This window comes from Streptomyces sp. NPDC002156 (genome assembly GCF_053593675.1).
In genome coordinates, this window is record NZ_JBSFDA010000003.1 from 1 (window position 1) to 24655 (window position 24655).

Consider the following 24655-nt stretch of genomic DNA (forward strand, 5'->3'; position numbering starts at 1 on the left):
ACGACGGTCTGGAAGACGGCGGGGGCGCCGGCGGCGTCGATGTAGATGTCGGTGCCGGGGCGGGGCTGGCCGAGGGCGTTGGTGGCCTGGCCGTGCAGTTCGGTGAGCCGTTCCGTCACGTTCTCGGTCTTGGAGTTGATGACGGCGTCGGCGCCGATGGCGAGGGCGGTCTCCAGGCGTTCGGGGAGGACGTCGGCGACGACGACGTGCTTGACGCCGCGCAGCTTGAGCCAGATGGTGGCGCCGAGTCCGATGGGTCCGGCGCCGAAGACGACGACCGTGTCGTCCGGAGTGGCCTCGGACCGGTTCACGCAGTGCCGGGCCACCGCCATCGGCTCGTTCAACGACGCCACCTCGAAGGGCACGGTGTCGGGGAAGACGGCCACCGTCCTGCCGACCTCGCAGTCGTCGAGGAGCAGGTACTCGCTCATCGCGCCGTGCGCGCCACCACAGCCGATGATCCCGGTCGGGGCGTCCTGTGGGTTGACGACCACCCGGTCGCCGACCTTCAAGTCCTTGACCTCCGCGCCGAGTTCGACGATCTCACCGGCCGGCTCGTGGCCCAGGGGGATCGAGCGCATGGAACCGTCGGCGCCCGGCATGCCGCCGAGGTGGAGGAAGAAGGTGTCGGTGCCGCAGATTCCGCAGGCGCGGATGCGCATGAGGGCGTCCTTGGGCCCGGGGACCGGACGCTCGACGTCGACGACCTCGACCTTGTCCTTCGCGGTGTGCACGGACTTCATGGTGGTGGACATGGGTGACTCGCCTTCTGTTTCTGTGTAAGGGGGTTGGTGTCTGTCGGGGAGGGGTGTGTGGGGGGTCAGGCCATCAGCCGGCCGTCGGAGACCGGCAGGACCGTGCCGTTGATGTCGCGGGCGGCGTCCGAGGCCAGGAAGACGATCGCGGCCGCCTGTTCCTCGGGCTCGGTGCCGTTCGCGGCGGGTCCGGTGGTGATCGCGTTGGCGCGTATGCCCTGGTCGCGGTACATGGCGGCAAGCTTCTCGACCAGGTCGGCGATCCTGTGCCGCGACACGGCGCGGGCATCGGGGGTGGCGAAGACGACCGAGCCGCCGCCGTCCGCGAGCAGGTGCGGCAGGGCGGCCATGGTGAGGGGGTCCATGCCCCCGGCGTTGTTCACCAGGACGTCGATGCCGCCGAAGGCCTCCAGCGCGGTGGCGACGACCTGCTCCGCGACCCGCTGGTCACCGAGGTCGCCGACGATCGCGAGGGCCGTTCCGCCGCCGTACTCGATCGTCTTCACGACCTGGCGTACGGCGTCCCGGTCGTGGTCGGTGACCAGGACGTGGGCGCCTTCCTCGGCGAACTCCAGTGCCGTGGCCCGGCCGAGGCCGGAACCGGCGGCGGTGACGACGACCCTGCGGCCGTGGAGTTCGCCGGTGCTGCTGCTGTTGTCGCTCATGGGGGGGGCTCCGTCGGCTCCGTGGTCTGCTTGGGCTACTTGGGCTACTTGGGCGCGTCGATGGCGTGGAGTACGGCGTCCGCCATGCCGCGTTCGCCTCGGGCGTTGGGGTGGACCGGGGCCGCCGGGGCGAGCGGGATCATCGGTTCGATCCAGCGAGTCGTACGGTCCGAGCAGGCGTCGCGGCCCACGGAGGGCTTGTAGGTGTCGACGTACACCGCACCGGCCGCCGCCGCCCGTTCGCGCAGGGTGGTGTTGAGGGACTGCGCCTCCTTGTGGAGGAAGGGCACGTCGGCGGGGGCGAGGCCCAGTTCGCGGCCACAGTTCGCCGCCGTCGGCGGCAGGATCGCCGGGTAGCCGACGACGTACACCTCGGCCTGCGGGGCCCTGCGCTTCACCTCCGCCAGGGCGGTGGCGAGGCGGGTGCCCGCGGTGTCGATCCGCTGCTGTATCTCGTCGGTGCCACCGGAGACGTACTCCTCGCGGCAGGGTGCGGCGACGCCCGTGTACTTGCCGCTGCCCATCGCGTAGTAGAGGACGCCCGACTTCATGCACTGCTTGATCAGTGAGCTGAAGCCGATGTCGTTGCCGCCGATGCCGATCGTGACCAGGCGGGTCTCGTCCGACAGGGCGGAGAACTGGGCGCGGTTGACGCCGTTGTCGGTGGACTGGGGGGAGGTGAGGTCCGCGATGGTGGCGCCGGTGCAGCTCATGTCGCGGAAGTCGGCCGGGTCCAGGGCCAGTTGCTCGGCCACCAGGGAGGGGTAGTTGCGGTCGGAACGGTCGCAGCCGGCGGGGGTGGAGGAGGCCTGGGAGGGGATGTTCGGGCCGGAGGTGTAGGAGTCGCCGAGGGCCACGTACGGGCCGTTCTCCGAAGAAGTCGGTGAAGTCGTGGAAATCGTGGGGGAGTTGGTCGCCGGGGTCTTCTGGTGGGTGACCGCCACCGGGGTCTTGTCGTTGCTGTCGTCGTCGTTGCCGAGGGTCACCGCGGCGAGGAAAACGCCGCCTGCCGCCAGAGTGGCGAGGCCTGCCATCGTGGGGGTCTTCATGGGGGGTGCCGTCCTGCTTCCGTCTCGGTGGTCCGGGCCGTTGCTGTGCTGTCTGGTGCCGGCGGGCCGTGGACTGCGGCTGCGGGCCGATGAGCGGTGACACAGGCGGTGTTGTGCCTCGGGAGGTCGTCTAGGGGTGGGGGTGTCCTCGGGGCGGCGGCGGACGGGGGGAGTTGTCCGCCGCCGGCCCCGGGACGTGCGCGCCGTTCCCCGTCCCCACGGGTCCGGCGCTGGGGCCGCCTCTGGCTACGGAGGCGGCCCCGGTACGGGGGTCAGTCCCGGTCGGGTACGAGCACCGGGGTCGGACCGGGCGGCGGAACCGGCGTGGATGCCGTGGCCGTCGCCGGGGTGGCGTGGTGGGTGAGCGCCTCGCCCTCCACGTCGACCTTGGGCAGGATCCGGTCGAGCCAACGGGGCATCCACCAGGCGGCCTTGCCGAGCAGGGCCAGTACGGCGGGGACCAGGGCCATCCGGACGATGAAGGCGTCGAAGAGGACCGCGATGGCGAGGCCGAAGCCGATCATCTTGATCATCGACTCGCCGGCTCCGATGAAGCCGGAGAAGACGGCCATCATGATCAGCGCGGCGGCGACGACGACCCGGGCGCTGTACCGGAACCCGGTCTCGATCGCCTGCTTGGGCTCGTCCCCGTGGACGTACGCCTCCCGCATCCGGGCGACCAGGAACACCTCGTAGTCCATGGCCAGTCCGAAGACGATGCCCACCAGGAAGATCGGCATCATGCTCATGATCGGGCCGGTCGTCTCGACGCCGAGGAGCGAGGCGCCCCAGCCCCACTGGAAGACCGCGATGACGGAACCGAGGGCGGCCATCACCGAGAGGAGGAAGCCGAGGGCTGCCTTGATCGGGACCAGGATCGAGCGGAACACCAGGAGCAGGAGCAGGATCGCCAGGCCCACGACCACGATCAGATACGGGATCAGGGCGGACTGGGTCTTCTCGGCGACGTCGATGTTGAGGGCGGTGGTGCCGGTGACCTCGAACTCGGCGCCGGTGGCCCCTTCCGTGGCCGGGCGTTCGGACCTGATCGTCTTGACGAGGTCCTGGGTCTTCTTGTCGGTGGGTGAGGTGGCCGGGACCGCGGTGAAGATCGCCGTGTCACCGGTGCTGTTGAAGCGGGCGGGGGAGACGGAGACCACGCCGTCCGTGGCGGCGATCTTCTTCTCGATCGTGGCGACGGCGGCCTTGGGGTCGCTCGCGCCCTTGGCGTCCACGACCATCATCAGCGGACCGTTGAAGCCGGGGCCGAAGCCGTCGGCGAGGGCGTCGTAGGCACGGCGTTCGGTGGTGGAGGTGGGCTTGGCCTCGTCGCCGGGCATGCCCAGCTGGAGGTCCATCACGGGTATCGCCAGGGTGCCGAGACCGGCGACGGCGGCGATGAGTACGGGGACCGGGCGGCGCAGGACGAAGCGGGCCCAGCGGCTGCCGCCGTTGTTCCGGGTGTCCTCCTTGGCGTGGCCGCGCTTGCGGGTCTTGCGGGAGAGGACGGCGTTCGGCCAGAAGCCGAGGACGGCCGGGACGAGGGTGAGGGCGATCAGCACCCCGACGACGACCGCGCCGGCTGCCGCGAGGCCCATCTTCGTCAGCATCGGGATGCCTACGACGGACAGTCCGGCGAGGGCGATGACGACGGTCAGGCCGGCGAAGACGACCGCCGAACCGGCGGTGCCGGTGGCGAGGGCGGCGGCTTCCTGAGGCGTGTGCCCCTTGCCGCGCTCCTCCCGGTAGCGGGAGACGATAAACAGGGCGTAGTCGATACCGCAGGCCAGGCCCAGCATGGTGGCGAGGGTGCCGGTGGTCTCCGACAGGCCGAAGGTGCTGGCCACAGCCATGATCCCGGCCATGCTGATGCCGACGCCGAGGATGGCGGTGAGGAGGGGGAGTCCGGCGGCTGCCATCGAGCCGAAGGTGATGAGGAGGACGACGGCCGCGATGGCGATGCCGATCGCCTCGGCCGCGCCGCCCGCCGACGGCTGGGTCGCGAGGGCGTCCCCGCCTACCTCGACGGTCATCCCGGAGGCCCGGGCCGTGTCGATGGAGTGTTCGAGAGAGGTCTTGCTGGCGTCGGTGAGGTCGTCGGCCTTCGCCTTGAAGGTGACGGTGGCGTACGCGGTGGTCGCGTCCTTGCTCACCGCGTCGGCCTGGAAGGGGCTCACGGCGGAGGCGACCTGGGCACCCTTGCCCGCGTCGGTCACGAGCTTCTGGATCACCGCGCGGTTCTCGCTGGCGGTGACCTTCTCACCGTCCGGCGCGATGAACACGATCCGGGCGCTCGCGCCGTCGGCGGCGGCCCCCGGGAAGCGCTGTTCCATGAGGTCGAACGCCTTCTGGGACTCGATCCCAGGCATGCTGTTCTGATCATCGGGGGCGGCGGGCGCCGATGCGGCGCCGAAGCCGACGGCGGCCAGTACGGCCACCCAGAGGAGGAGGAAGGACCACCGTCGGCGAAAGGACAGACGGCCGAGTTTGTACAGGAAGGTAGCCACGGGCAGGGGTCTCCAGGATCTGCGGAACGGGCAGAGGGGATGCCTCTTCGGGGAAGCGGCTGGGCTCGGAAGGGGTCAGATCTGCTGGCGGTGCGACCCACGCCCCTGCTGCTGCCCGCGGCTCTTGAAGAGGCTGACGCCCGCTCCGAGCGAGACGACCCCCATGCCGACCCCGGTCATGACGCCCTGCGTACCGTCGACGACGAACGGCGCGACGGCCGCGACGACGAGGTTGAACAGGAACAGGAACCAGAGGACCGGCTTGGAGGCGAGCAGGGACTTCATGGGATTTCCTTCCACGTGGGGCCCGGAAAGGGCCTGATGGGGAGCCGTTTGCTTCCGAGATCAACGATCCCGGGAACGGCTCTCCACCACGAGGGAGTGCTCTCCCGAACCGGAGGTGTAGCCCGCTACACCTTTCGCCCTGCCCTTGTCCCCTGTCCCCTGTCCTGTTGCTCCTCTCCCTGTCCCTTGTCCCTGCCTCAGGCGGAGAGCTTGACCCGTCCCGCGCGTACGGCCGCCACCGAGCCGCCGTCGACGAGGAGGTCGGTGCCGGTGACGAAGGACGCCGTCGGGCCGAGCAGGAAGGCGACGCCGTCGGCGATGTCGTCGGGGGTGCCGAGCCGCCCGCTGCCGGAGGCCTCGACCATCGCGCGCATGAAGGCGCCGGACTCCCCGTCCAGCTCCTGCTGTCCCATCGGCGTCGAGATCACGCCCGGGCTGAGGGAGTTGACCCGTGCACCACGCCTGCCCCACTCCACACTCGCGACCCGGACGCGCAGGATGTTGGCCTGCTTGGAGAAGCCGTAGGCGCGGCCCGGGTCGGGGTTGGCCTCCGGGGTGGCGAAGGGCAGGTCGAGCAGCTCGTCGGCGGGCGTGTTGGTGAGCGCCTCCTCCTGTACGGGGGTCAGCGGCGGCATCATGTGCGCCGAGCTGCTGGAGATCACGACGCCGGCTCCGCCCGGGGCGATGACCTGCCCGAACTCCTCCAGCACCAGGGCGACGCCCAGCAGGTCGACGGCGAGGATCGCGGCGGAGGGTGCCTGGGCCGGGGAGAGGCCGGCGGTGTGGACGACCTGGGTGACATTGCCGAGGCCGGCCGCCGTCTCGGCCAGGGCGGCGACGGACTCGCGCGAGGAGACGTCGACCATGCGGGTGTGGACGGCGTGACCGTCGCCGCGCAGGGTGTCGGCGAGCGACTTCAGGAGGGCCTCGTTGAAGTCGGCGAGCAGCACGACCTTGCCCGGACCCTGCCGGCGCGCGACCGCCTGCCCCATACCTCCGACGCCGATCACAACCAGTACGTCCATGCTCATGGCGGCCCGTCCTTGCTTCTATGGGTTTCCGGGTTCCGGCGGCTGGGCCGGAATTTATTACGAGACTAATAGTCTCGTAATAATCGGAGCATACGACCCGAGCCCTACGCTGGGAACATGCGCGAGGGGAAAATGTCGAAGACGCGGGATGCGTGGGATGCGGGGGGCGGGGGAGACGCGGGAGAGGAGCGCCGGGGCAGGCCGCGCAGCAACGCCACCCACCAGGCGATCCTCAAGGCGACCCGTGACCTGCTGATCGAGGGCGGCTACGCCCGCCTCACCATGGACCGCGTGGCCTCCAGAGCGGGCGTGGGCAAACAGACGGTGTACCGCCGCTGGCCCTCGAAGGCCCCCCTGGTCGGCGAGGCGGTCATCCAGGGCTACCTGTCCACGACCACCGACGGCACGGCCTCCCCGCTCGACACCGGCGACGTCGACCACGACCTGCGCACCTGGCTGCACATCACGGCCACGGCGATGGCCGACCCCGAGTACGGAGCGCTGGTACGCGCCCTGACGGTCGCCTCGGCCGAGAACCCGGCCGACGCGGAGTCCCTCTACCAACAGCTCGCGGGCCCCGGCCAGAAGGCCCTGGTCCACCGCCTCCAGACGGCGGTGCAGTCCGGCCAGATCCGCCCGGACGCCGACCTGGAGGCGGTCGCCGACGCCTTCATGGGAACCCTGCTCCACCAGATCCTGCTGGGCGGGTCGGGGGTGTCGGGGCGGCGGGTGGAGGGGTTGTTGGACGTGGTGATGGCGGGGTTGCGGAGGGAAGGTGCTTAGAGTCCCGTAGGCCCTCTCCTCCCCTCACAACTGCCGGCGCCACCAGGGCTCGTCGGGATGGTCGATATGAATGATCCGGGCCCGGTCGAGGATGACGCGGTCCAACGCCCGTACGAGCGTGCGCAGTTCGCGGGCGCTCTTCCTGGGCAGGGCGTGGAGCACCGCTTCGAGGTGGTCGCGGAAGTACCCCGGGCAGCAGCCGCATCCGGGGATGCCGCACGCCTCCGCCGGAAACGGCTCCGCGAACCGGCGCGACGGCCCGTACGCCAGAAGCTTCCACTGGGAGAAGGCGCCGGCTGTGGACTCGTACCAGCGGCGGCTCAGTTCGAGTCGGCTGATGTCGGCGTTGCAGGAAGCGGAGAGTCGGTCGATGGAGGCGTACCGCCCCCGGTGCTGTCTCCGTGCGGGAATCTCGCCCCGTAGGGCGGACGGGCGCCTACGCGGCACTGGCCTTTCGGCTGTCGGTCATGGGAGGGAACGTACAGGGCCTGGCAGTTGGGCCACCACGGAATAACCGGCCATCACGGGACAGCGGGCGTCCACAAAATCCGTTGGCAGGTTCCGGCGGCCCCTGTTAGCTTTCCGGAGGCCGTGCGAGAGGACGAGGAGGTGGTACCCGTGAACGTTGTATCGACATGGGTGCTCTCCTTCGGGGTCACGGTCGGGCGGTAGGCAGGTCGTCCGGGAGCGCCGTACATGAGCCCTCCCGAAAGGCATGACCATGCACTTCACTTCTGAGCGCCGCCTCGACGACGGCGTTCTCGAACGCGAGTTCGCCCTCGGCGAGATCCCCGGCACCCTGTGGACCCCTGAGTCCGCCACGTCCGCCGCGCCCGTCCCGCTGATCCTGATGGCCCACAACAACGGGCTGTCCAAGAGGGAACCCCGGCTGGTGGCCCGGGCCCGGCACTCCGTGGCGTACGGCTACGCGGTGGCCTCCATCGATGCCGCCGGGTGCGGCGACCGGCCCCGTTCCGCCGCCGACGAGCAGGCCCGCGCCGACATCCGCCGGGCGATGCGGGCCGGCGAGCCGGTCGACGAGATCTTCGAGTCCTACATCGGCCCGCTGGTCGAAAAGGCGGTTCCCGACTGGCGGACCACCCTCGATGCTCTGCTCGCGCTGCCCGAGATCGGCGGCCCGGTCGGGTACTCGGGGTGGACCGCCGTCGGTATCCGGCTCGCGGTGACCGAGCCGCGTATCGCGGCCGCCGGGTTCTTCGCCGGGGGCTATGTGCCCCGCGCCCAGCGCGAGGAGGCCCGGCAGGTCGGCGTTCCGTTGCTGTTCCTGTTGCAGTGGGACGACGAAGGGAACCCCCGGCAGCGGGCCCTGGACCTGTTCGACGCCTTCGGTACCAAGGAGAAGACGCTGCACGCCAATCTGGGCGGGCACACCGGCACCCCGTGGTTCGAGGCGGACGACGGGAACCGGTTCTTCGGCCGGCACCTGAAGTAAGACCTTACGTACGCGGGCCGCACCCATGAAGACCCATGGGTGCGGCCCGCGCCATGACAGAGAAACCTCAGTGGTGGTGAGGTGATGTCAGGTAGTGCTGCCTGAGCAACTCCTTTCCGTAGTCGTTGCCGTTCGGGGTGCGGATGATCGAGTGGACGTGTTTCTGCGTCGCCCCGCTCCCCTGCGTGGCTCCGTACGCGCCCGCCAGCGGCCCCGGGCCCTGGCAGTCGACCTCGACCCAGACGACGGGGCTGTGGACGCGGACGTAGAAGGCGGCGTCGTCGGCGGTGCCGCCCGCCCAGGTGACGTAGGTGTCGGAGAGGTGCTTGCTCACCTCGGACATCCGCACCTTCGCCGCGTCCGCCTTCGCGCGGCCGACGAACGCCTCGACTATGCCGAGGAGTTTCTTCTTCTGGACGGAGGTGAGCGCGTTGCCGCGCAGGCCTGCGTACTCCTGGACCGTGTTGTCGGCGAACGCGCCCGCCTTCATCGACTCGTTCGACTTCGTCGTCGACTCGATCGCGATCGACTGCTGCGCCGTCGTCAGGGAGTTGATGAAGGCCAGGCTCGCCACGACCTCCTCGTGGCAGACCGTCACCGTCTCGCCGTCGATCTCCATGGACGTCGGTTCCGAGCCCCAGAAGCAGGGGCTCATCACGACCTGGTCGCCGAGCACGAAGTAGTTGACGACCAGGTGGTGGCCGTCGAACTGGAAGCCCCAGGGCTCGGTCGCCGACGGGGTGCCCATCACCGTCCAGTAGTAGGCGTCCTCGTTGAAGGCGGTCGTGTTGCCGATCGCCTCGCCCGCCGCCTGGTTGATCCTGCGGATCTTTTCTGTGGTCTCCAGGCCGTCCGCGCTCAGGGCTTCCTTCAACAAGGCTGTTCCCAGGGCTTTTTGAGCGTCCGTCAAGTCTGCCAGCGAGACACCCTGGCGTTCGTACGAGTCGATGTTGCTCCACAGTCGCCACTCCGTCGAGTGGACCGTGAACTGCGTCGACGTCTTCTGGGTGTCCGTGAGCCCGGCCAGGAACGCGTTCGCGGCGGTGATGACCGGGGCCGTGGCGACCTTGGTCGAGTGGATCGTGAACAGGTCGTCCACTCGCTTGCCGTCGGTCGTCAGGCCGAAGAAGTCCTCGGTGATCGTCATGTTGCCGGGGCCGCCGCCGGTACCGCCGCCCGGGCCCCCGCTCGGCGCCCCGCTGGGAGACGCCGACGCGTCCGCCGTCGCCGTGCCCGTCGTCTCGTCCGCGAGGGCGGTCCAGGCGCCGGCGCCGCCCATCGTCACCACGGCCGTGGCGCCGCTGGCGAAGAACACCTTGCGCATGAAGTTGCGCCGGTTCGCGAGTGCGTGACGTGCGGTCTCCGGCGCTGCCGACTCCCCTGGCTGCCCGGTCTCGTGCTCGCTCATCGCACTGGTTCCCTTCGTCGTGGCCGCGTCCCCGATGACCGGCCGGCCGCACGTCGACAACCCTGGTCCAGTCAACTGAGGCAGGGCTGAAACGGACCCCGCGGGCGGGCCGGAAAGGGTGTGCTGGGCGTCGTACGTACCGGCTCCGAACTGGCTTTCTGTGGACACCCTTAGCGTTTGCGCAACCTGAGGGGGAGGAGGCTCAGGCGTTGCCCTCGGCCGGCAGTGTCACCGTGAACTCCGTACGGCCCGGTTCGCTCTGTACGTCGATCCGGCCGCCGTGCGCCCGCGTGATCGCCGTCGCGATGGCCAGCCCGAGGCCCGAGCCGCCGCCCTCACCATCACCGCCTGTGCGGGAGCGGGACGCGTCGGCGCGGGTGAAGCGTTCGAAGACCGTCGGAAGGAGGGCGGGCGGGATGCCGGGGCCGTCGTCGCGCACCCGGATCACCCGGTCGGTGGCGGTGGCCTCCACGACGACCGTGACCTTCGTGCCGGCGGGCGTGTGCACGCGCGCGTTGGCCAGCAGGTTGGCCACCACCTGGTGGAGCCGTGCCGCGTCGCCCACGACCGTCGCCGGTGTCGCCGGGCCGTCGAGCCGCAGCGCCAGCTGCCAGTCGTGGTCGGCGCCCGCCGCCCGCGCGTCCCACACCGCCTCGGCGACCAGCGTCGCGAGGTTCACGGGCGCCGACCGCAACGGCCGCCCCTCGTCCAGCCGGGCGAGCAGCAGCAGGTCCTCCACCAGCCCGGTCATCCGCGCCGACTGCGCCGACACCCGCCGCCAGGCAAGGTCCGGCTCCAGACCCCGCACCTCCTCGTCGCCGCTCATCAGCTCGGCGTACCCGGCGATCGACGCGAGCGGGGTACGGAGTTCATGGCTGGCGTCGGCCAGGAAGCGCCGCATGCGCACCTCGCCGCGCTGCCGTTCCGCGAGCGACGACTCGACGTGGTCGATCATGCGGTTTAGGGCCGCGCCGACCTGCCCGGGCTCGGTCCCGGGGTCGGTGTCGAACACGGGCACCCGGGTCAGCGCGGCCACCTCGCCCCGGTCAAGGGGCACCCGCGAGACCTCGACCGCCGTGGCGGCGACCCGGTCCAGGGGCCGCAGCCGGCGCCGTATGACCACCGCCGAGACACACCCCGCCACCCCGAGACTGACGACGGCGATGGCCGCCTCGACCACCACCAGCCGGTTGATCGTGTTCTGTACGTCGCCCATGGGCAGCCCCGCGAGCACGGGCACGCCGTCGCCGCCGATGGCCGTGACGCGGTAGGTGCCGAGGCCCGGGATCGTACGGGTGTGCAGGGTTCCGTCCGCCGTGATGCCGTCGAGGGCGGCCCGCTGGGCGGTGGTGAGAGTGCGCTGGAGTCCGTCGGCGGTGACGACCTCGGCCGCGATCACCCCGCCGTCCGTGTCCCCGCCGGCGAAACGGGCGGCGAGCGTACCGGCGGGCTGGCCGCGCTCGTTGAGGAAGCCCAGGTCGGTCGCGCCGCCCGTCCGGCGCTGCAGTCCGCCCTGGCTGCGATTGGCCGCGTCGGTGACCCGCTGGTCCAGGTCTCCCAGCAGATAGGCGCGTTGGACGAGGACCGTGGCGAGCGCCATCACCGTGCAGACGACCACGAGGGTGCCCGAGATGAACAGCACAAGGCCGGTCCGCAGCGACCGTCGTGCTCGGAGACGTGTCAACTGCCGTTCTCCGGAGCCCTGATGGTGTACCCGGCCCCGCGCACCGTGTGGATCATCGGCGCCCGGCCCTTGTCGAGCTTCGCGCGCAGACCGTAGATGTAGACCTCGACGAGATTGCCCTCGCCGTCGAAGGAACTGTTCCAGACGTGGTCGAGGAGCTGGGCCTTGCTGAGCACCTGACGCGGATGTTCCATCAGGAAGCGGAGCAGGTCGAACTCCTTGGCGGTGAGCGGGATTTGAACCCCGCCGCGCTGCACCTCACGCGTCTTCTCGCCCAGTACGAGATCGCCGAGCACCCGTACGGACTCGTCCTCGGCCGCCTCCTCCGCGCCGCTCCGGCGCAGCAGTCCGCGCAGCCGCAGCATGACCTCTTCGAGGGAGAAGGGCTTGGTGACGTAGTCGTCCGCGCCCGCCGTCAGACCGTCGATGCGGTGTTCGAGGGCGTCCCGGGCGGTGAGCATGAGCACGGGCAGTCCGGCGTGTTCCTGTCGCAGCACGCGCAGCACCTGGAGCCCGTCCACGTCGGGCAGCATCCCGTCCAGCACGACGGCATGCGGGGCGCAGCCGCGCGCGATCCGCAGCGCACTGTGTCCGTCCGCCGCGAGAAACGGCTGCCAGCCGGCTCCGGCCACGGCCACGGACAGCAACTCGGTCAGCTCCGGCTCGTCGTCGACGATCAGCACACGTACGGCGCCTTCGGGGGCCACTGCCTTGGGGGTGTCAGTCGTGCCAGACATGTGCCGAGCATTCCTGAGCGGGCTGTGGGCAGGCTGTGTGCGGGCTGAGCCGCGGCGAGGTGGATGTGGGTGTGGGGTTTCTCAGACCCCGCCGAGCAGCAGGGCGAGTCCGCGTTCGACCTCCGCCGCCAGATCCTCCGTGCCGGGTGCGACAACGGCGTACGAGCGATGCAGGAAGCGCTGGAGCTGTGCCGTACGGAAGCGGACCACGGCCAGTCCGTACGGCGAGTGGAGTTCCACGACCGTGCGGGTCGGGCCGCAGGGCCACAGGTGGACCTCGCCTATCCCGGCCGGGTGCTCGAGTCCCTCGCCCAGGAGGCACCGGGAGAAGGTCCAGGTCACGGCTTCCCCGTCGACCGAGACATCGACGGGGAAGTCGATGTGGACGGCGAGCGGGTCGGCGGAGTCGTAGCGCAGGGTGACGGTGAGGGGGAGCTCCTGGTAGCCGGGAGTGATCAGGCGGGCGCGGGCGGAGTGTTCCAAGGTTCTGTACATGCCCCCTCGACTCCGGGGAGGGCTCCGGTATTACGCCGTTACGGGAGTCACCGCATGTGACGTGTGTCACTTCCTGTAATTACTTGAGATTTTTGTCATCTAGCCTTACAAACTCATCCCCAATATCCGTCCGCAGGTAACTGGAGCGTTCCTGCCCATGATTGACAACACCGCCACCGCCACCGCGACCGACGCGTACGCCCGCATCTACGAGGAGCAGCAGCCGCGTCTCGTTGCATACGCGCGTTCGCTCACGAAGAGCAGCTGGGCCGCGGAAGACCTGGTCGCCGAGGCGCACTTCCGTGTGTGGCGACGCCTGTCGGCAGGGCACGAGATCGACAACGTGCCCGCGTACCTGATGACGACGGTCCGGCACCTGGCGTCCACCGTGGGCAGCAACTCGGCGCGCGAGACCCCGCAGGATCCGCAGGACGGGCCGGAGCGGCTGGAGCGTTCGGAACGGGTCGTGTCCCAGGGGCGTCACGTCGACGACCCCGCCGAACAGGTCTCCTCGGTCGACCTGTTGGTACGGGTGCTGGGCCAGCTCCCCGACCGCTGGGTCAAGGCGTTGTGGCTCGCGGAGGCGGAGGGCCAGCCCCTGGCGGCGATCGGCCCCCAGATAGGCACCGGCATCAAGGAGGGCGCCACCGCGGTACTCCTCCACCGGGCCCGCGAGGGCATGCGCCAGGCCTTCCTGCGCGAGCAGCCCGGCGTCCCCAACAGCACGGCCTGCGAGCCGTACTGGGTCCGCATGCCCGCGTACGTACGCGGCACCGCGACCCGCCGCCAGTCCGACCAGCTCCTCGCCCACGCGGACACCTGCGACGACTGTCGCCATCGCCTCGCTTTGCTGATGCGCACGAACGACCGGCTGCCCGCGCTCGTCGGCCCGGCCCTGCTGGTGCTCGTGGTGGGCGGTACGGGGAAGTACCTGCTGTCGTTCGCGGCGGGCTCCGTCGGCGCGTCGACCGCGCTGGGCGCCGTGGCCGGCCAGGGCGGTGGGGTGCTGCACGCGGTACGTCATGTCGTGGCCGGCGGTTCGAAGATGCCGAAGGCGATCGCGGTGAGCGCGGGGGCGGCGGCAGCGGCCGTCGCGGTCACCCTCGCGCTGACCTCCCCACAGGTCCAGCTGCAGGAACGGTCCAGGGTCCCGCTGGCGGACAAGCCCTTGTCCCCGGCACCGGTGGCGGAGGTACCGGCGACGGTGCCTCTGCCGTTGAAGGCGACTCCGGCGACCGTGCCGGCTCCGGAGAGGGGGGCTGCGGCGGTTCCGGAGGGGGTGCGGGAGGCGGTACGGGTGCGGGTACCGGTCGCTTCGGTGGTCACGGTGACTGGGGGGAGCGGTGGCGACAGCGGTGTTGATGCGCCCAGTGCTCCCACGACTCCGAGTGAGCCCAGCGAGCCCAGTGCTCCAAGTGAGCCCAGCGCGCCGGTCGAGCCTGTGCCGGATCCTCCTGTCGCGGAACCCGAGCCCGAGCCCAAGCCCGTGGTGCCGGAACCTCCGGTCGAGGAGCCGGCGCCGCCGGTGAGCGAGGAGCCTGGGACGCCTGAGACTCCGGACGTTCCGGTGTATGTGCCGCCGGAGACGCCGGAGACCCCGGAAACTCCGGTGGTGGAGACGCCAGTTGAGGAACCCCCTGTGGAGGAGCCTCCGGTGGAGGAACCCCCGGTGGTGGAGACGCCGGAGCCGCCGGTCACCGAGACTCCCGTGATCCCCGAGACTCCGGAGGTTCCGGTCCCGGATCCGGTCACTCCAACTCCCGTGGATCCCGCCCCTGTTGAGGAGACCCCGGTTCCTGACCCCGGGCCCTGCTGACCGGACGGTCGCGGAGCCGCTTTCGGCTGAAGTTTTCCTCGCCAGGCAACCTGGGCAGCGCTTCTTCTGTCTCACAGGTTGCTCACAGACATGGCCTGGGCGCGTGGGGTGCGTCCGTACGTAGGTCGGCCGGTCGTGGGCTGTGTCCAGCCCGGTGCCACTTGACCATGGCACCGGCAGACAGACGAGGAACCGATGACCACTCAGCAGGACAGCAGTACCAAGACCAACAAACGGATGAAGCACTCGGCGCTGGCGGCGGGGGCCGCGCTGGCCGTCGTCGTGTCGGTGGCCGGAGCGGCGCCCGGTGCCGGGGCCGCTCCGAGCGCCGCACCCACAAAGCCGAAGCTCAGACTCGTGGCCGCGACGGACTCCGTGACGGCCCAGCGCTGGCAGGGGGAACCCGGCGTCTACCTCGACCTCGGCACGTACGTCACGGTGGACGACGTACCGCTGGAGTTCAAGGTGACCCGGAAGTCGTACAAGGCCCCGGTGGTCGCCGAGCAGATCATCCGCAAGGGCGGCAAGGTGCAGGCGAAGCGGCTGCCCGCCGGCATGGTGAAGGACTTCGAGGGCCTGCCGGGCTTCCTGGAGGTCTCGTTCCGGGACGCGGCCGGGAAGGAGGTCGCGAAGAACAAGGGCACGTTCTGCCCGAACAACGCCTCCGGACGTATCCGCCCGGACGCCCCGTCGACCTCGCACTTCCCGGAGAGCTGCGCCAGCAACCCGTTCACGCTGGGCGGGGTGTGGGGCATCGAGAAGGGCTGGGCCGCCAACGCCAGTTCGATCGACTACGACAAGCCGGTGGATCTGCCGGTGGGCGAGTACACGGCCAAGGTGTCGATCGGGAAGGCGTACCGCGACCTGTTCGGCATGCCCGATGACCAGCCGACCATCAAGGTGTCGGTACTGCCCGAGAGTGAGGACGGCGAAGGCGGCGGAGTCGGCCTGACCGCGCGTTCCTCCGCCCACCACGGAGGGGGCCATGACAGTCATGGGACCCACGGGGCACCGCTCGCGTCGTCGCACCACTACGGCCCGCGCGGCGCGGACGCGCCCACCATCCCGGCCTTCCCCAACGCCCTCGTCGACCGGGGTACGGCACACCACCTGGGCGACGGTCCGGGCCACACCGACGGTTCGCGCGTCGCGCCCGCACTGAAGGCCGCCGCCAAGCGGCCCACGGGCAGGGCGGGCGTACCGGCCAACGTGCCCAAGCCCGACCTGCGTTCACTGCCGGCGTGGGACATCGCCATCACGGACGGCGAGGACGGGGACGTAGCCGGAAAGGACTACCTGGCGTTCAGCGCGAACGTGTGGAACGCGGGTCCCGCACCCCTGGTGGTGGACGGCTTCCGCCAGCGGGGCAAGGACCTGATGGACGCCTACCAGTACTTCTACGACGCGAACGGCAAGCAGGTCGGCTACACGCCCACCGGCACCATGGAGTGGGACCCCCGGGTCGGCCACGAGCACTGGCACTTCACGGACTTCGCGAGCTACCGCCTGCTGAGCGCCGACCAGACCAAGGAGGTGCGCAGCGGCAAGGAGGCCTTCTGCCTGGCCAACACCGACGCGATCGACTACACGGTGAAGAACGCCAACTGGCACCCGTACAACACGGATCTGTCGACGGCGTGCGGCGAGAAGAACTCCCTCTCGGTACGTGAGGTCCTGGACGTCGGCTCCGGCGACACGTACACCCAGTACCGCCCCGGCCAGTCCTTCGACGTCACGGGCCTGCCGAACGGCACGTACTACATCCAGGTCATCGCCAACCCGGAGAAGCGCCTCCAGGAGACCAACCTCAACAACAACGTCGCCCTGCGCAAGGTGATCCTCGGCGGCACGGAGGGCGCGCGGACGGTGACGGTACCGCCGCACGACCTCATCGACGTCAAGTAACCCGTACCTGGCGTGTGTTGCACCTCCGAGGGGGAGAACAGCCCCTCGGAGGTGCAGCCAGCTACACCCCCGATCGGGTGGGTCGCTCCATGGTTGGGCCGCCCGGGCAACGGCATTGTTGACCTCAACGAACCGAAGCCCCGCGAAAGGAACCAGGGATGCCTACCGAGACCGACCTCACCCCGCTGCTCACGGCCTGGGACCAGGCACACCCGGCCGCGACCGCCGTCACCGTCGTGGACATGAACGTGAGCGTGAGCGTGAGCGTGGACGCTGACTGGCGACACCTCCTTGACGAGATCGCCCACCCTCACACCATTCAGGCCTTCCACCGCCTGGCGGCGGCAGCGGTTTGATCTCGTTTAGTCCCGTTTGATCCCAGACGCAGTGATCGGCCGGCCCGAACCGAACACCAGAGAGGCCCCGGAGACGAACTCCGGGGCCTCTGGCTGCTGTCCGCCGGCAGCTGCCGTCAACCGTCAGTCCTGACGTACGACGTTCTGGCCGGTGCCGCCCGAGAGGATGTCCTTGCCGGGGCCGCCGTACAGCTTGTCGTTGCCGTTGTTCCCCCACATGTAGTCGATCCCGCTGTTGCCCCACATGACGTCATTGCCCGCGCCGCCGTACATGTGGTCGCCGGCGGTCCCGCCGTAGAGCGTGTCGTTGCCGTTGTTGCCGCTCAGGTCCTGGTCCCCGGCGCCACCGCGGATCACGTCGTTGCCCGCGCCGCCCTGGGCGATGTCACCGGAGGTGGTGATGGTGTCGTTGCCGTCACCGCCGGCCGCGAGCAACGAGTTACCCGCGACGATGGTGTCGTCGCCTGCCCCACCGTCCACGAGGTTGGTGACGAGGTTGCCCCGGCCGGTCAGCTTGTCCTTGCCCGCGCCGAGGATGAACGCGGTGGTGTGGTAGTCCTGGGTGCTCTTGTTGGTGAAGTCGACCACGTCATTGCCGTCGCCGAGGGTCATCCGCATCATCTGGTACGGGCTCTGGCTTTCCTCGGTGATGACCGTGCACAGGACCTTCGTGTGGTCGGCGGCACTGGGGTGGACGCATCCGCGCCCGACGCTGATCGGTACGACGTCGTCGATCGCGAAGGTGATGTTCGTGTGGTCCGTGGCGTCGGCGTAGGCCTGGACGACGGTCAGCTTGTTGGTCTGGCCGGCGGCGGCCGTGTAGCTCAACTCGCGGCCGCTGACGTCGGTTTCGGCCTTCGCGGACGGCGCCGCGGCACCGGCCGTACCGGCCAGCGCGAGCGGGACGGCCACGAGTCCGGCGCCGAGGGCCAGGGCCATCGCGATTCGGGTCGCCCGACGGCCGGTGGGGGATGAGGACATGGTGCGTAACCTCCAGGTTCGGTGACGCCATGTGAGACGGCCGGGGGGATCCCTGGGTTGTGGTGACCTGCCCAAGCGAACGGCCAAGCGTTCGGGCAGAAGGGACGTCTGACGTCCACGCACATGAACAACGATCAAGTACGTGACTATTGACGTGTCCAGGACCACCCCCCTACCTTCCGGGAGAAAGCGCTTTCCAATCCGGCCCGGAAGCTGATCCATCCCGATCCACCGTCCTGGAGATGGAGAACCATGAGCCACGCGAGTCACCCGAGTCACCTGAGGCATCTGAGACCCGTCACGGCGTGCGTCGGCCTGCTGGCCGGCACCCTCGTCGCCCTGTCCGGCACGACCGCACAGGCCGCGACCACACGCTACGAGGCCGAGACCTCCCCGTCGGTCTGCACCGGCACCATCGACTCCGACTGGACCGGTTACTCCGGCAGCGGATTCTGCAACGGCACCAACGCCGCAGGCGCGTACGCCCAGTTCACCGTTTCCGCACCCGCATCGGGCACGGCGACACTGAGCGTCCGCTTCGCCAACGGCACGACCACCGCCCGTGCGGTGGACATCATCGTGAACGGCGCGACGACCACGACGGCCTCCTTCGAGAGCACGAGCACCTGGACGGCCTGGACGACGAAAACGCTCACCGTCCCGGTGGTGGCGGGCAGCAACACGATCCGCCTGAACCCGACGCTCGCGGCGGGCCTCCCGAACATCGACTACCTCGACGCGAACGTCCCGGACGGCGGCGGCACGACACCCCCCACGGCGTCGGCGTTGTACGTATCCCCGTCGGGCACGGACAGCGCGGCGGGCACGTCGACGGCGCCGACGACGCTGACCTCCGCGATCAGCCGTATCACCGCGGGCGGCACGATCTACGTCCGCGGAGGCACGTACACCTACGCCTCGACGGTCACGATCCCGGCAGGCAACAACGGCACGTCGACGACCCGCACGACGCTCTCCGCGTACCCGGGCGAAACCCCCATCCTCAACTTCGCTTCCCAGACGGAGAGTTCATCGAACCGGGGCCTCCAACTCAACGCCAACTACTGGCACATCAAGGGCCTGGTCGTCGAACGGGCCGGTGACAACGGCATCTACGTCGGCGGCAGCAACAACGTCATCGAGCGCACGGTGACCCGCTTCAACCGCGACACGGGCCTCCAGCTCGGCCGTATCTCCTCCAGCACCCCGGCCGCCGACTGGCCGGCCAACAACCTGATCCTGAGCGCCGAGTCGCACGACAACGCCGACTCGGACGGCGAGGACGCGGACGGCTTCGCGGCGAAACTGACGACAGGCGCGGGCAACGTCTTCCGCTACGCGGTCTCCCACAACAACATCGACGACGGCTGGGACCTCTACACCAAGACCGACACGGGCCCCATCGGCCCGGTGACCATCGAGGACTCCCTCGCCTACGAGAACGGCACCCTCACCGACGGCTCCCAGGCCGGCAACGGCGACCGCAACGGCTACAAGCTCGGCGGCGACGACATCGCCGTCAACCACATCGTCCGCCGGAGCATCGCCTACAACAACGGCAAACACGGCTTCACCTGGAACAGCAACCCGGGGACCATGGCGGTGTCGGGGAACGTGAGCATCGACAACACGGAACGCAACTTCAACTTCGACGGCGGCACGTCGGTGTTCCGCGACAACACGTCGTGCCGGAGCGGCAGTGGCACGAACGACCGGGTCATCGGCGATGCCGATACGTCGAACCAGTTCTGGTCGGGGAGCAATGGGGGGCGGTGCTCGGCGTATGGGGGTGGGCTGAGCTGGTCGTTTGGTTCGGATGGGCGGCTGGGGGTGGTGTTCGGGGGGTAGGGGGGCCGTACCGGACCGAGTTGGGCTGTGCGTGTGCGCTGTCTTGGGGCACCTTCAGGTCGCTGACCTGGGGGTGTCCGGATTTTCGCATCGACCGCCCGGCGTCTTGAGGTTACTAACATCGAGGTTACTAACATTGATGTTAGTAACCCTGGAGTTGGCCGGGCGCCTGCCCGTTGGCTGGTTGCCGCCTTGATCAGGGCCGGTCGGTGACGCGGAACTCCATCCACTCGATGCCCGGGACGCTGAATCGGGCGCCGATGTTGGCGGCGGCGATGCCCTCGAACTCGTGGTGGGTGCTTGAGCCTTGGCTGCCGAGGCTCCATGGCGTCGCGATCTTCCACGCACAGTCAAGGACGGTCATCAGCGCCTGCTCGGGAGCGGGACACCGGAGCGGGGAGACCAGCCGCAACACGGCCAGCTCGGGGAACTTGCAGTACCGCTCATAGTTCTCGATCTCGAGGGGGCGTTCCAAGCGATCCACCAGACGCCCGACCACCCGCTCGGCGCTGCGGCGATCGTTCGCGTGTACGTGACACCGCCACTGGATCGTCTCGAACATGCCGGAACCATACGGGTCAGGCGTGGTGACTCGTAAGTGCCGCGCGGTGGCCGAAATTAGCTTCGGGTGTTGATGGTTGGTCGAGGAGGCGGCGAGCGAGGGCGCTACGACTGAGGGAGCCAGGACCGAGGGGGCAACTCGTGGCTCAATCCCCGGAGTGCCCCCAGAAGCGGATTTCCTGCGGCTTGCCCTCGTCGTCGTGCAGCACGGCGCACCGTCCGACCCAGCGAGACCGAGGGAAGACGTCGAAGTCCGGGACGTGCGCGCGGGTGAGCTTCTCCGTCCCGAGGAGTTCGAGTGCCTCCTTGTCGGTGACCGGTTCCACGGTGTTGTAGTCCGGGGTGTCGTCGGGCCCCAGTACGACGAAGACGTCGAGGATCGAGTGGGTACCGGCCTCATGGACCAACTCGGCCTCCCACAGCGCCTCCAGCGTCGGAGGCCGAGGCTCCCGCTCCGCCTCCGGCCGCCAGTCGGCACCGTTGATCCAGTAGTAGTCCCCTGCCTCGAACACCGCACGCCGCAACTGCTGAAGCGCGGCGTTCAGGTCCTCCTGGTACGGCACGTAGTAGTCCCAGTGCGAAGCCCCCACCGGCCTTCATCCCCTTCCGGTCTCCCGTGTCTACCTGCGACGGCGGAAGCTAGCAGCCGGCTCTGACATTCAGGCCCACAGATCCGCACCAGGCTGATTCCTACACGTTCATGAACCGTGCCCCGGCTGGAACGGGAAGGTGGTCACCAGACACCGTCAGAGAGGAAGGGAACGGCCATGGGTAGGCGCGACTACGAGGACGACCCCAATGCTCCGGCCGCGCAACGCCTGGTCCCGGCCGCATCCGTGGTCGTTGTCGACGTCTCCGGCCGCATCCTGCTCCAGCGCCGTCGCGACAACGACATGTGGGCGCTTCCAGGTGGAGTCATGCACATCGGTGAGTCGTTGCCGGACTGCGCCGTCCGGGAGACCCGCGAGGAGACCGGCTTCGATGTCGAGATCGTCAGCATCGTCGGCACCTATACGAACCCCCGTCACGTCATCGCCTACGACGACGGCGAGGTCCGGCAGGAGTTCTCCGTCTGCTTCCTGGCACGCCCTGTGGCCGGGCACCTGGCGGTCTCCGAGGAATCAACGGATGTCCGCTGGTTTCTGCCCGAAGAGATCGACGCGCTCCCTATGGTCCCAAGTATCAGAAAGCGAGTGAACGACTGGCGCGACGGCAACATGCCCGCAGCCCGGTAGCCGAGAGACAAGGCGTACGCCGAGTACCCCGGCACATCCGCGAGTTGCCTCGAAGCCAACAGAAAGAGCTGTCACTCAAGCATCGGTTGGGAGGCGCCACAGCGGTGCTTCATACTGCCCCGGGCGCTTGCTGATGAGGAGTTCGCGCAGGATCTCGCGTTGAGAGCCGTTGAAGTTCAGGGCCTCGGTAAGCCGGCGGAACGTCGTATGGGTGACCCCGCGGCTTCGTGCCTGGTTCTCGAAATCATCGAGCTCCGACAGCGCGGCGACTGGATCGAGCTCGGTCGGCGGATACCCCTTGAACCGTGCGGCCTTGTCGCGTTCGTAGTCGATCTCCGAGTAGCCGCAGATTTCGCGGCTGTAGGCCTCCACGTCGTTCAGGCTCAGTGTCTCCAGGATCGCGCGGGCCAGTCGGTTACGGCCCAACGCCTCGTCCAGATCGACCTCATGGACTGTCGGGCCGACGTCAGTGAGAGGCACGGGGAGACCGGCGTCCCGTACCTCGCAGACACCGCGTACCCCTCGCGCAGTGGCCGCGAGCATCCCGGTCGCCTCGGACGGATGCCACTCCAGGACCGAGCCGACCGGCTCCACGTCATCCGCCGTGAAGGTGTGGACGAGCGGCCCGAGCATGCCCCGTAGATCATCGAGCGGTAGTTCGCCGTCCAGACCGGGTCCTGCGACCAACAGCCTGATGGACGCGTTGACTTGGCAGCACGCGGCGAGTGTCAGGGCGTCGGCGAGCGGGCTCTTCAGCGTCGGTTCGTCGCCCCGGGCGAGAATGTCACCGCCCACGTCCAGGAGGTCGATCGACACCGGGAAGAAGTGCCGGACCAGCTCTTCGAGTTGACGCGTGAGGCCTTCGACACCGTGGCGCGGGTCGATCAGCGCGAAGGTGTACGGGAGTTCTGCCGCGAGCCGGGGGAGCGTGGACCCTGCCGGGGCGATGGGACGGGCTTCCGCCGGCACTGCCCACACCATCGGGGTGATCTGTTCGAGGCCCGTGAAGTCGTCAGGCTCTCGCGGACCCGGCACCGGGTCGACCAGGAGGCGGTCCCAGGCGTAGGTAAGGATCACGGTCGGGTGCTGGTCGGCGCCGTAGAGGGCGGCGTCGAGCATGGCGGCGGCGACCGCATCGCCTCCTCCACCCGCTGCGACGATCAACCTCGTCATGCCTTCAGCGTACGGGTGGGACTCTGGTGGTTCACTCTATAGTGGCTAGAGGCTTTAGCCACTTGGACTGGGAGGGCGGATGCCTCGGATTGAGGAGGCGCAGCCGAAGTATCTCCAGATCGCGCACTTCATCCGCGATCAGATTCTTCGGGGGGACCTGCGGGCGGGGGACGAGGTGTCCTCGGAACGGCAGTTGGCGGCGGACTGGAACGTGTCCCGGCCGACGGCGGCGCGGTCGCTGGAGGCGCTGAGTCATCAGGGGCTCGTCGAGAAGCGCCAGGGGTCGGGGACGTACGTCCGGAATCTCGAAGTCAACCGACGGGCGCGGGAGTTGTATGGCCGGGCCCGGCAGACCGGCAAGATCTACACGCCCGGTGAGTACGCGGTGATCACGTCGACCGGCTGGCTCGATGCGCCGGATCATGTCGCCGAGGCGTTGGGCCTGGTCAAGGACCGCCGGGCCGTGCACCGACGACGAGTGACCAACAACCAGGACGGGCCGATCACGCTGTCCACTTCGTGGTTCGCACCGGACGTCGGTCAACGTGCGCCCAAACTCCTTGATCCGGAACGGATCCAGGAGGGCACGTTGATGTACGTCGAAAAGATGACGGGACGGCAGGGGAGTTACGCCGAGGATCGGATGTGCGCGCGGAGCGCCACTGCTGAAGAGGCTGCTGACCTACAACTGGAGCCGCGATCAGCCGTGTTGATCGTGCATCACGTCGTCTTCGATCTTCAGGACCGCCCGTTGGAGTTCGCCGAAGCCACCTACCCACCGCACCGCTGGGCGTTCGAACAGGGCTATCCGCTCACCTGACATCTACTGCCGGGTCGATCGACAGTTGAGCCGAACCGCTTGCATGCCTCAAGTGGCCAATGCCACTATCCAGTAAGTGGCTAAGGCCACTTGGTGAAAGGGGTGCGGCGTGACAGGTCCGCGGCGGGCGCATGGCGCGCCTGTTTTACCTGGGGATGGCCGGAGCGGAGCTGAAGGCGAGTCGGATCGTGCACGGCCTGGAACTCCTCGCCGTCAACGACCGTGCCCGCACCACATCGAACCGGCACCGCCTCGTCGGCAACGCAATGGCAAGGAGTGAGCGTGGATGGCATACACGATCGACCGTTATCCCTCCGGGGAGTCACCACGACTCGGGGCGATGACCTTGCACCCCGTCGCGGAGTCCGTGCCTCGGGCCCGCCGTTGGTTCCGGAAGTTCATCGCCCCGTACAACCCGGTCTGTTCGATCGACGACTGCGCGCTGATGATCTCGGAGCTGGTGACCAACGCGATCGTCTACGGGCAGTCGGACGAGACCTGGCTCGTACGAGTGGAGTGGTTCCGTGACGGGACGTCTCTCCGTATCGAGGTGCACAATCCGGGGTTCCCCGCGAGCGTGCAGCTGCGCTGCCCGGACGCCGCCGACGCACACGGGCGCGGGCTGCTCCTGGTCGACGCCATCGCCGACTCGTGGCATTCCGGGCCGAGTTGCTTTGGTGGGACGGTGGTGTCCTTTGTGGTTGCGGATGCGTGGCCGGTCTAGACAGGTGTTTTGGGCGTCACGCCTGCTAGAACCCAGCTATGACGTACAGGTTCACCGCTCGTGCAGTAGCGGTAGATATCGACCCCAACAACGACGTGATGACGGCGGGTGTCGCCGAGGACGAGGACGGAGGGGGCTTCATCCAAGGTCTTGTCGTCATCGACCCATCTCGGCTGGCCCTGGGACGGCCCCCGGCACACCGGAATCTGCAGGGCGTCTACCCAGGTGAAGGCAGCTTTCGCTGGCGTCGCCAGCCACGATGAGACGTTCGCTGGCGCCCTGTTCACCCAACGTTGAGCGTAGCGTCGAAGGCTTGAGTAATCGGCCGAAGCAATGCGGCGTACGACGATCCCCCAACTCGTCAATCGCCGTACCTCCTTCTCT

At 68.9% G+C, this 24655-nt stretch carries 24 protein-coding genes; 9 read left to right on the forward strand and 15 right to left on the reverse strand.

What is annotated here, in order from left to right; genetic code table 11:
* The 6 genes from ACWCRB_RS02350 to ACWCRB_RS02375 form a co-directional block, all read right to left on the reverse strand.
* A partial coding sequence (locus tag ACWCRB_RS02350; RefSeq protein ID WP_450994205.1) for a zinc-dependent alcohol dehydrogenase occupies window positions 1–755 on the reverse strand: 755 nt, incomplete at its 3' end.
* Between the two features lie 65 nt (window positions 756–820).
* Window positions 821–1420 carry an SDR family NAD(P)-dependent oxidoreductase gene (locus ACWCRB_RS02355; protein WP_450994206.1) on the reverse strand — a complete coding sequence of 200 codons (600 nt, stop codon included), beginning with the start codon at window positions 1418–1420 and terminating at the stop codon, window positions 821–823.
* A 44-nt stretch (window positions 1421–1464) separates the two neighbouring features.
* Window positions 1465–2469: a GDSL-type esterase/lipase family protein gene (locus ACWCRB_RS02360; RefSeq protein WP_450994207.1), complete on the reverse strand. Its 1005-nt coding sequence runs from the start codon at window positions 2467–2469 to the stop codon at window positions 1465–1467.
* Between the two features lie 272 nt (window positions 2470–2741).
* Window positions 2742–4976 carry an MMPL family transporter gene (locus ACWCRB_RS02365; protein ID WP_450994208.1) on the reverse strand — a complete coding sequence of 745 codons (2235 nt, stop codon included), beginning with the start codon at window positions 4974–4976 and terminating at the stop codon, window positions 2742–2744.
* A gap of 75 nt (window positions 4977–5051) precedes the next feature.
* On the reverse strand, window positions 5052–5261 hold the full coding sequence (locus tag ACWCRB_RS02370; RefSeq protein ID WP_450994209.1) for a hypothetical protein: 210 nt from the start codon (window positions 5259–5261) through the stop codon (window positions 5052–5054).
* A 197-nt stretch (window positions 5262–5458) separates the two neighbouring features.
* Entirely contained in the window at window positions 5459–6292 is an 834-nt protein-coding gene (locus ACWCRB_RS02375) for an SDR family oxidoreductase (protein ID WP_450994210.1), read from the reverse strand.
* 117 nt (window positions 6293–6409) lie between these two features.
* Between ACWCRB_RS02375 and ACWCRB_RS02380 the strand changes: the two genes are divergently transcribed.
* Window positions 6410–7075: a TetR/AcrR family transcriptional regulator gene (locus ACWCRB_RS02380; protein WP_450994211.1), complete on the forward strand. Its 666-nt coding sequence runs from the start codon at window positions 6410–6412 to the stop codon at window positions 7073–7075.
* Between the two features lie 24 nt (window positions 7076–7099).
* On the opposite strand, the gene ACWCRB_RS02385 is transcribed toward ACWCRB_RS02380, so the two are convergent.
* The gene (locus ACWCRB_RS02385; protein WP_450994212.1) at window positions 7100–7522 is read right to left on the reverse strand and encodes a hypothetical protein; all 423 of its coding nucleotides are present in this window, start codon (window positions 7520–7522) and stop codon (window positions 7100–7102) included.
* A 274-nt stretch (window positions 7523–7796) separates the two neighbouring features.
* Here ACWCRB_RS02385 and ACWCRB_RS02390 point away from each other — a divergent pair, with 274 nt between their 5' ends.
* Window positions 7797–8528 carry a dienelactone hydrolase family protein gene (locus ACWCRB_RS02390; RefSeq protein WP_450994213.1) on the forward strand — a complete coding sequence of 244 codons (732 nt, stop codon included), beginning with the start codon at window positions 7797–7799 and terminating at the stop codon, window positions 8526–8528.
* A gap of 67 nt (window positions 8529–8595) precedes the next feature.
* Here the strand turns inward: ACWCRB_RS02390 and ACWCRB_RS02395 are convergent, their stop codons facing one another.
* The 4 genes from ACWCRB_RS02395 to ACWCRB_RS02410 form a co-directional block, all read right to left on the reverse strand.
* Window positions 8596–9936 carry a DUF3500 domain-containing protein gene (locus tag ACWCRB_RS02395; RefSeq protein ID WP_450994214.1) on the reverse strand — a complete coding sequence of 447 codons (1341 nt, stop codon included), beginning with the start codon at window positions 9934–9936 and terminating at the stop codon, window positions 8596–8598.
* A 202-nt stretch (window positions 9937–10138) separates the two neighbouring features.
* Entirely contained in the window at window positions 10139–11620 is a 1482-nt protein-coding gene (locus ACWCRB_RS02400; protein WP_450994215.1) for a sensor histidine kinase, read from the reverse strand.
* Complete coding sequence (locus ACWCRB_RS02405) at window positions 11617–12357, reverse strand: response regulator transcription factor (protein ID WP_450994216.1); 741 nt, start codon at window positions 12355–12357, stop codon at window positions 11617–11619. Before ACWCRB_RS02405 ends, ACWCRB_RS02400 begins: the two co-directional genes overlap by 4 nt.
* 81 nt (window positions 12358–12438) lie before the next feature.
* Window positions 12439–12852 (reverse strand): SsgA family sporulation/cell division regulator, encoded by a 414-nt coding sequence (locus ACWCRB_RS02410; RefSeq protein ID WP_450994217.1) that lies wholly within the window; start codon window positions 12850–12852, stop codon window positions 12439–12441.
* 157 nt (window positions 12853–13009) lie between these two features.
* Here ACWCRB_RS02410 and ACWCRB_RS02415 point away from each other — a divergent pair, with 157 nt between their 5' ends.
* The 3 genes from ACWCRB_RS02415 (at window position 13010) to ACWCRB_RS02425 (ending at window position 16929) form a co-directional block, all read left to right on the forward strand.
* On the forward strand, window positions 13010–14668 hold the full coding sequence (locus ACWCRB_RS02415) for a sigma-70 family RNA polymerase sigma factor (protein WP_450994218.1): 1659 nt from the start codon (window positions 13010–13012) through the stop codon (window positions 14666–14668).
* A gap of 195 nt (window positions 14669–14863) precedes the next feature.
* Window positions 14864–16573, forward strand: coding sequence for a lysyl oxidase family protein (locus ACWCRB_RS02420; protein ID WP_450994219.1), 1710 nt, complete (start codon window positions 14864–14866; stop codon window positions 16571–16573).
* 158 nt (window positions 16574–16731) lie between these two features.
* Window positions 16732–16929 (forward strand): hypothetical protein, encoded by a 198-nt coding sequence (locus tag ACWCRB_RS02425; RefSeq protein WP_450994220.1) that lies wholly within the window; start codon window positions 16732–16734, stop codon window positions 16927–16929.
* A 123-nt stretch (window positions 16930–17052) separates the two neighbouring features.
* Here the strand turns inward: ACWCRB_RS02425 and ACWCRB_RS02430 are convergent, their stop codons facing one another.
* Window positions 17053–17910 (reverse strand): calcium-binding protein, encoded by an 858-nt coding sequence (locus ACWCRB_RS02430; RefSeq protein WP_450994221.1) that lies wholly within the window; start codon window positions 17908–17910, stop codon window positions 17053–17055.
* A 252-nt stretch (window positions 17911–18162) separates the two neighbouring features.
* Between ACWCRB_RS02430 and ACWCRB_RS02435 the strand changes: the two genes are divergently transcribed.
* A complete protein-coding gene (locus ACWCRB_RS02435; RefSeq protein WP_450994222.1) occupies window positions 18163–19758 on the forward strand; it encodes a carbohydrate-binding protein in 1596 nt (531 codons plus the stop codon).
* A gap of 196 nt (window positions 19759–19954) precedes the next feature.
* Here the strand turns inward: ACWCRB_RS02435 and ACWCRB_RS02440 are convergent, their stop codons facing one another.
* Both ACWCRB_RS02440 and ACWCRB_RS02445 read right to left on the reverse strand, forming a co-directional pair.
* Entirely contained in the window at window positions 19955–20320 is a 366-nt protein-coding gene (locus tag ACWCRB_RS02440; RefSeq protein WP_450994223.1) for a hypothetical protein, read from the reverse strand.
* A 145-nt stretch (window positions 20321–20465) separates the two neighbouring features.
* A complete protein-coding gene (locus ACWCRB_RS02445; protein ID WP_450994224.1) occupies window positions 20466–20909 on the reverse strand; it encodes a hypothetical protein in 444 nt (147 codons plus the stop codon).
* Window positions 20910–21086: 177 nt separating this feature from the next.
* On the opposite strand from ACWCRB_RS02445, the gene ACWCRB_RS02450 reads away from it, so the two are divergent.
* Complete coding sequence (locus tag ACWCRB_RS02450) at window positions 21087–21554, forward strand: NUDIX hydrolase (RefSeq protein ID WP_450994225.1); 468 nt, start codon at window positions 21087–21089, stop codon at window positions 21552–21554.
* Between the two features lie 75 nt (window positions 21555–21629).
* On the opposite strand, the gene ACWCRB_RS02455 is transcribed toward ACWCRB_RS02450, so the two are convergent.
* Complete coding sequence (locus ACWCRB_RS02455) at window positions 21630–22727, reverse strand: DUF1152 domain-containing protein (protein ID WP_450994226.1); 1098 nt, start codon at window positions 22725–22727, stop codon at window positions 21630–21632.
* Window positions 22728–22806: 79 nt separating this feature from the next.
* Here ACWCRB_RS02455 and ACWCRB_RS02460 point away from each other — a divergent pair, with 79 nt between their 5' ends.
* Both ACWCRB_RS02460 and ACWCRB_RS02465 read left to right on the forward strand, forming a co-directional pair.
* Window positions 22807–23547, forward strand: a complete 741-nt coding sequence (locus tag ACWCRB_RS02460; protein WP_450994227.1) for a GntR family transcriptional regulator — start codon at window positions 22807–22809, stop codon at window positions 23545–23547.
* Between the two features lie 286 nt (window positions 23548–23833).
* On the forward strand, window positions 23834–24271 hold the full coding sequence (locus tag ACWCRB_RS02465) for an ATP-binding protein (protein WP_450994228.1): 438 nt from the start codon (window positions 23834–23836) through the stop codon (window positions 24269–24271).
* Window positions 24272–24655: the final 384 nt, after the last annotated feature.

What these genes read in the sequence shown, in the direction of transcription:
- ACWCRB_RS02420 (WP_450994219.1), top strand. Translation starts at nt 14,864, where the DNA reads ATGACCACTCAGCAGGACAGCAGTACCAAGACCAACAAACGGATGAAG.
- ACWCRB_RS02450 (WP_450994225.1), top strand. Translation starts at nt 21,087, where the DNA reads ATGGGTAGGCGCGACTACGAGGACGACCCCAATGCTCCGGCCGCGCAA.
- ACWCRB_RS02465 (WP_450994228.1), top strand. Translation starts at nt 23,834, where the DNA reads ATGGCATACACGATCGACCGTTATCCCTCCGGGGAGTCACCACGACTC.
- ACWCRB_RS02405 (WP_450994216.1), bottom strand. Translation starts at nt 12,357, where the DNA reads ATGTCTGGCACGACTGACACCCCCAAGGCAGTGGCCCCCGAAGGCGCC.
- ACWCRB_RS02455 (WP_450994226.1), bottom strand. Translation starts at nt 22,727, where the DNA reads ATGACGAGGTTGATCGTCGCAGCGGGTGGAGGAGGCGATGCGGTCGCC.
- ACWCRB_RS02430 (WP_450994221.1), bottom strand. Translation starts at nt 17,910, where the DNA reads ATGTCCTCATCCCCCACCGGCCGTCGGGCGACCCGAATCGCGATGGCC.
- ACWCRB_RS02460 (WP_450994227.1), top strand. Translation starts at nt 22,807, where the DNA reads ATGCCTCGGATTGAGGAGGCGCAGCCGAAGTATCTCCAGATCGCGCAC.
- ACWCRB_RS02435 (WP_450994222.1), top strand. Translation starts at nt 18,163, where the DNA reads ATGAGCCACGCGAGTCACCCGAGTCACCTGAGGCATCTGAGACCCGTC.
- ACWCRB_RS02410 (WP_450994217.1), bottom strand. Translation starts at nt 12,852, where the DNA reads ATGTACAGAACCTTGGAACACTCCGCCCGCGCCCGCCTGATCACTCCC.
- ACWCRB_RS02370 (WP_450994209.1), bottom strand. Translation starts at nt 5,261, where the DNA reads ATGAAGTCCCTGCTCGCCTCCAAGCCGGTCCTCTGGTTCCTGTTCCTG.
- ACWCRB_RS02415 (WP_450994218.1), top strand. Translation starts at nt 13,010, where the DNA reads ATGATTGACAACACCGCCACCGCCACCGCGACCGACGCGTACGCCCGC.
- ACWCRB_RS02390 (WP_450994213.1), top strand. Translation starts at nt 7,797, where the DNA reads ATGCACTTCACTTCTGAGCGCCGCCTCGACGACGGCGTTCTCGAACGC.
- ACWCRB_RS02395 (WP_450994214.1), bottom strand. Translation starts at nt 9,936, where the DNA reads ATGAGCGAGCACGAGACCGGGCAGCCAGGGGAGTCGGCAGCGCCGGAG.
- ACWCRB_RS02360 (WP_450994207.1), bottom strand. Translation starts at nt 2,469, where the DNA reads ATGAAGACCCCCACGATGGCAGGCCTCGCCACTCTGGCGGCAGGCGGC.
- ACWCRB_RS02425 (WP_450994220.1), top strand. Translation starts at nt 16,732, where the DNA reads ATGCCTACCGAGACCGACCTCACCCCGCTGCTCACGGCCTGGGACCAG.
- ACWCRB_RS02375 (WP_450994210.1), bottom strand. Translation starts at nt 6,292, where the DNA reads ATGAGCATGGACGTACTGGTTGTGATCGGCGTCGGAGGTATGGGGCAG.
- ACWCRB_RS02380 (WP_450994211.1), top strand. Translation starts at nt 6,410, where the DNA reads ATGCGCGAGGGGAAAATGTCGAAGACGCGGGATGCGTGGGATGCGGGG.
- ACWCRB_RS02355 (WP_450994206.1), bottom strand. Translation starts at nt 1,420, where the DNA reads ATGAGCGACAACAGCAGCAGCACCGGCGAACTCCACGGCCGCAGGGTC.
- ACWCRB_RS02440 (WP_450994223.1), bottom strand. Translation starts at nt 20,320, where the DNA reads ATGTTCGAGACGATCCAGTGGCGGTGTCACGTACACGCGAACGATCGC.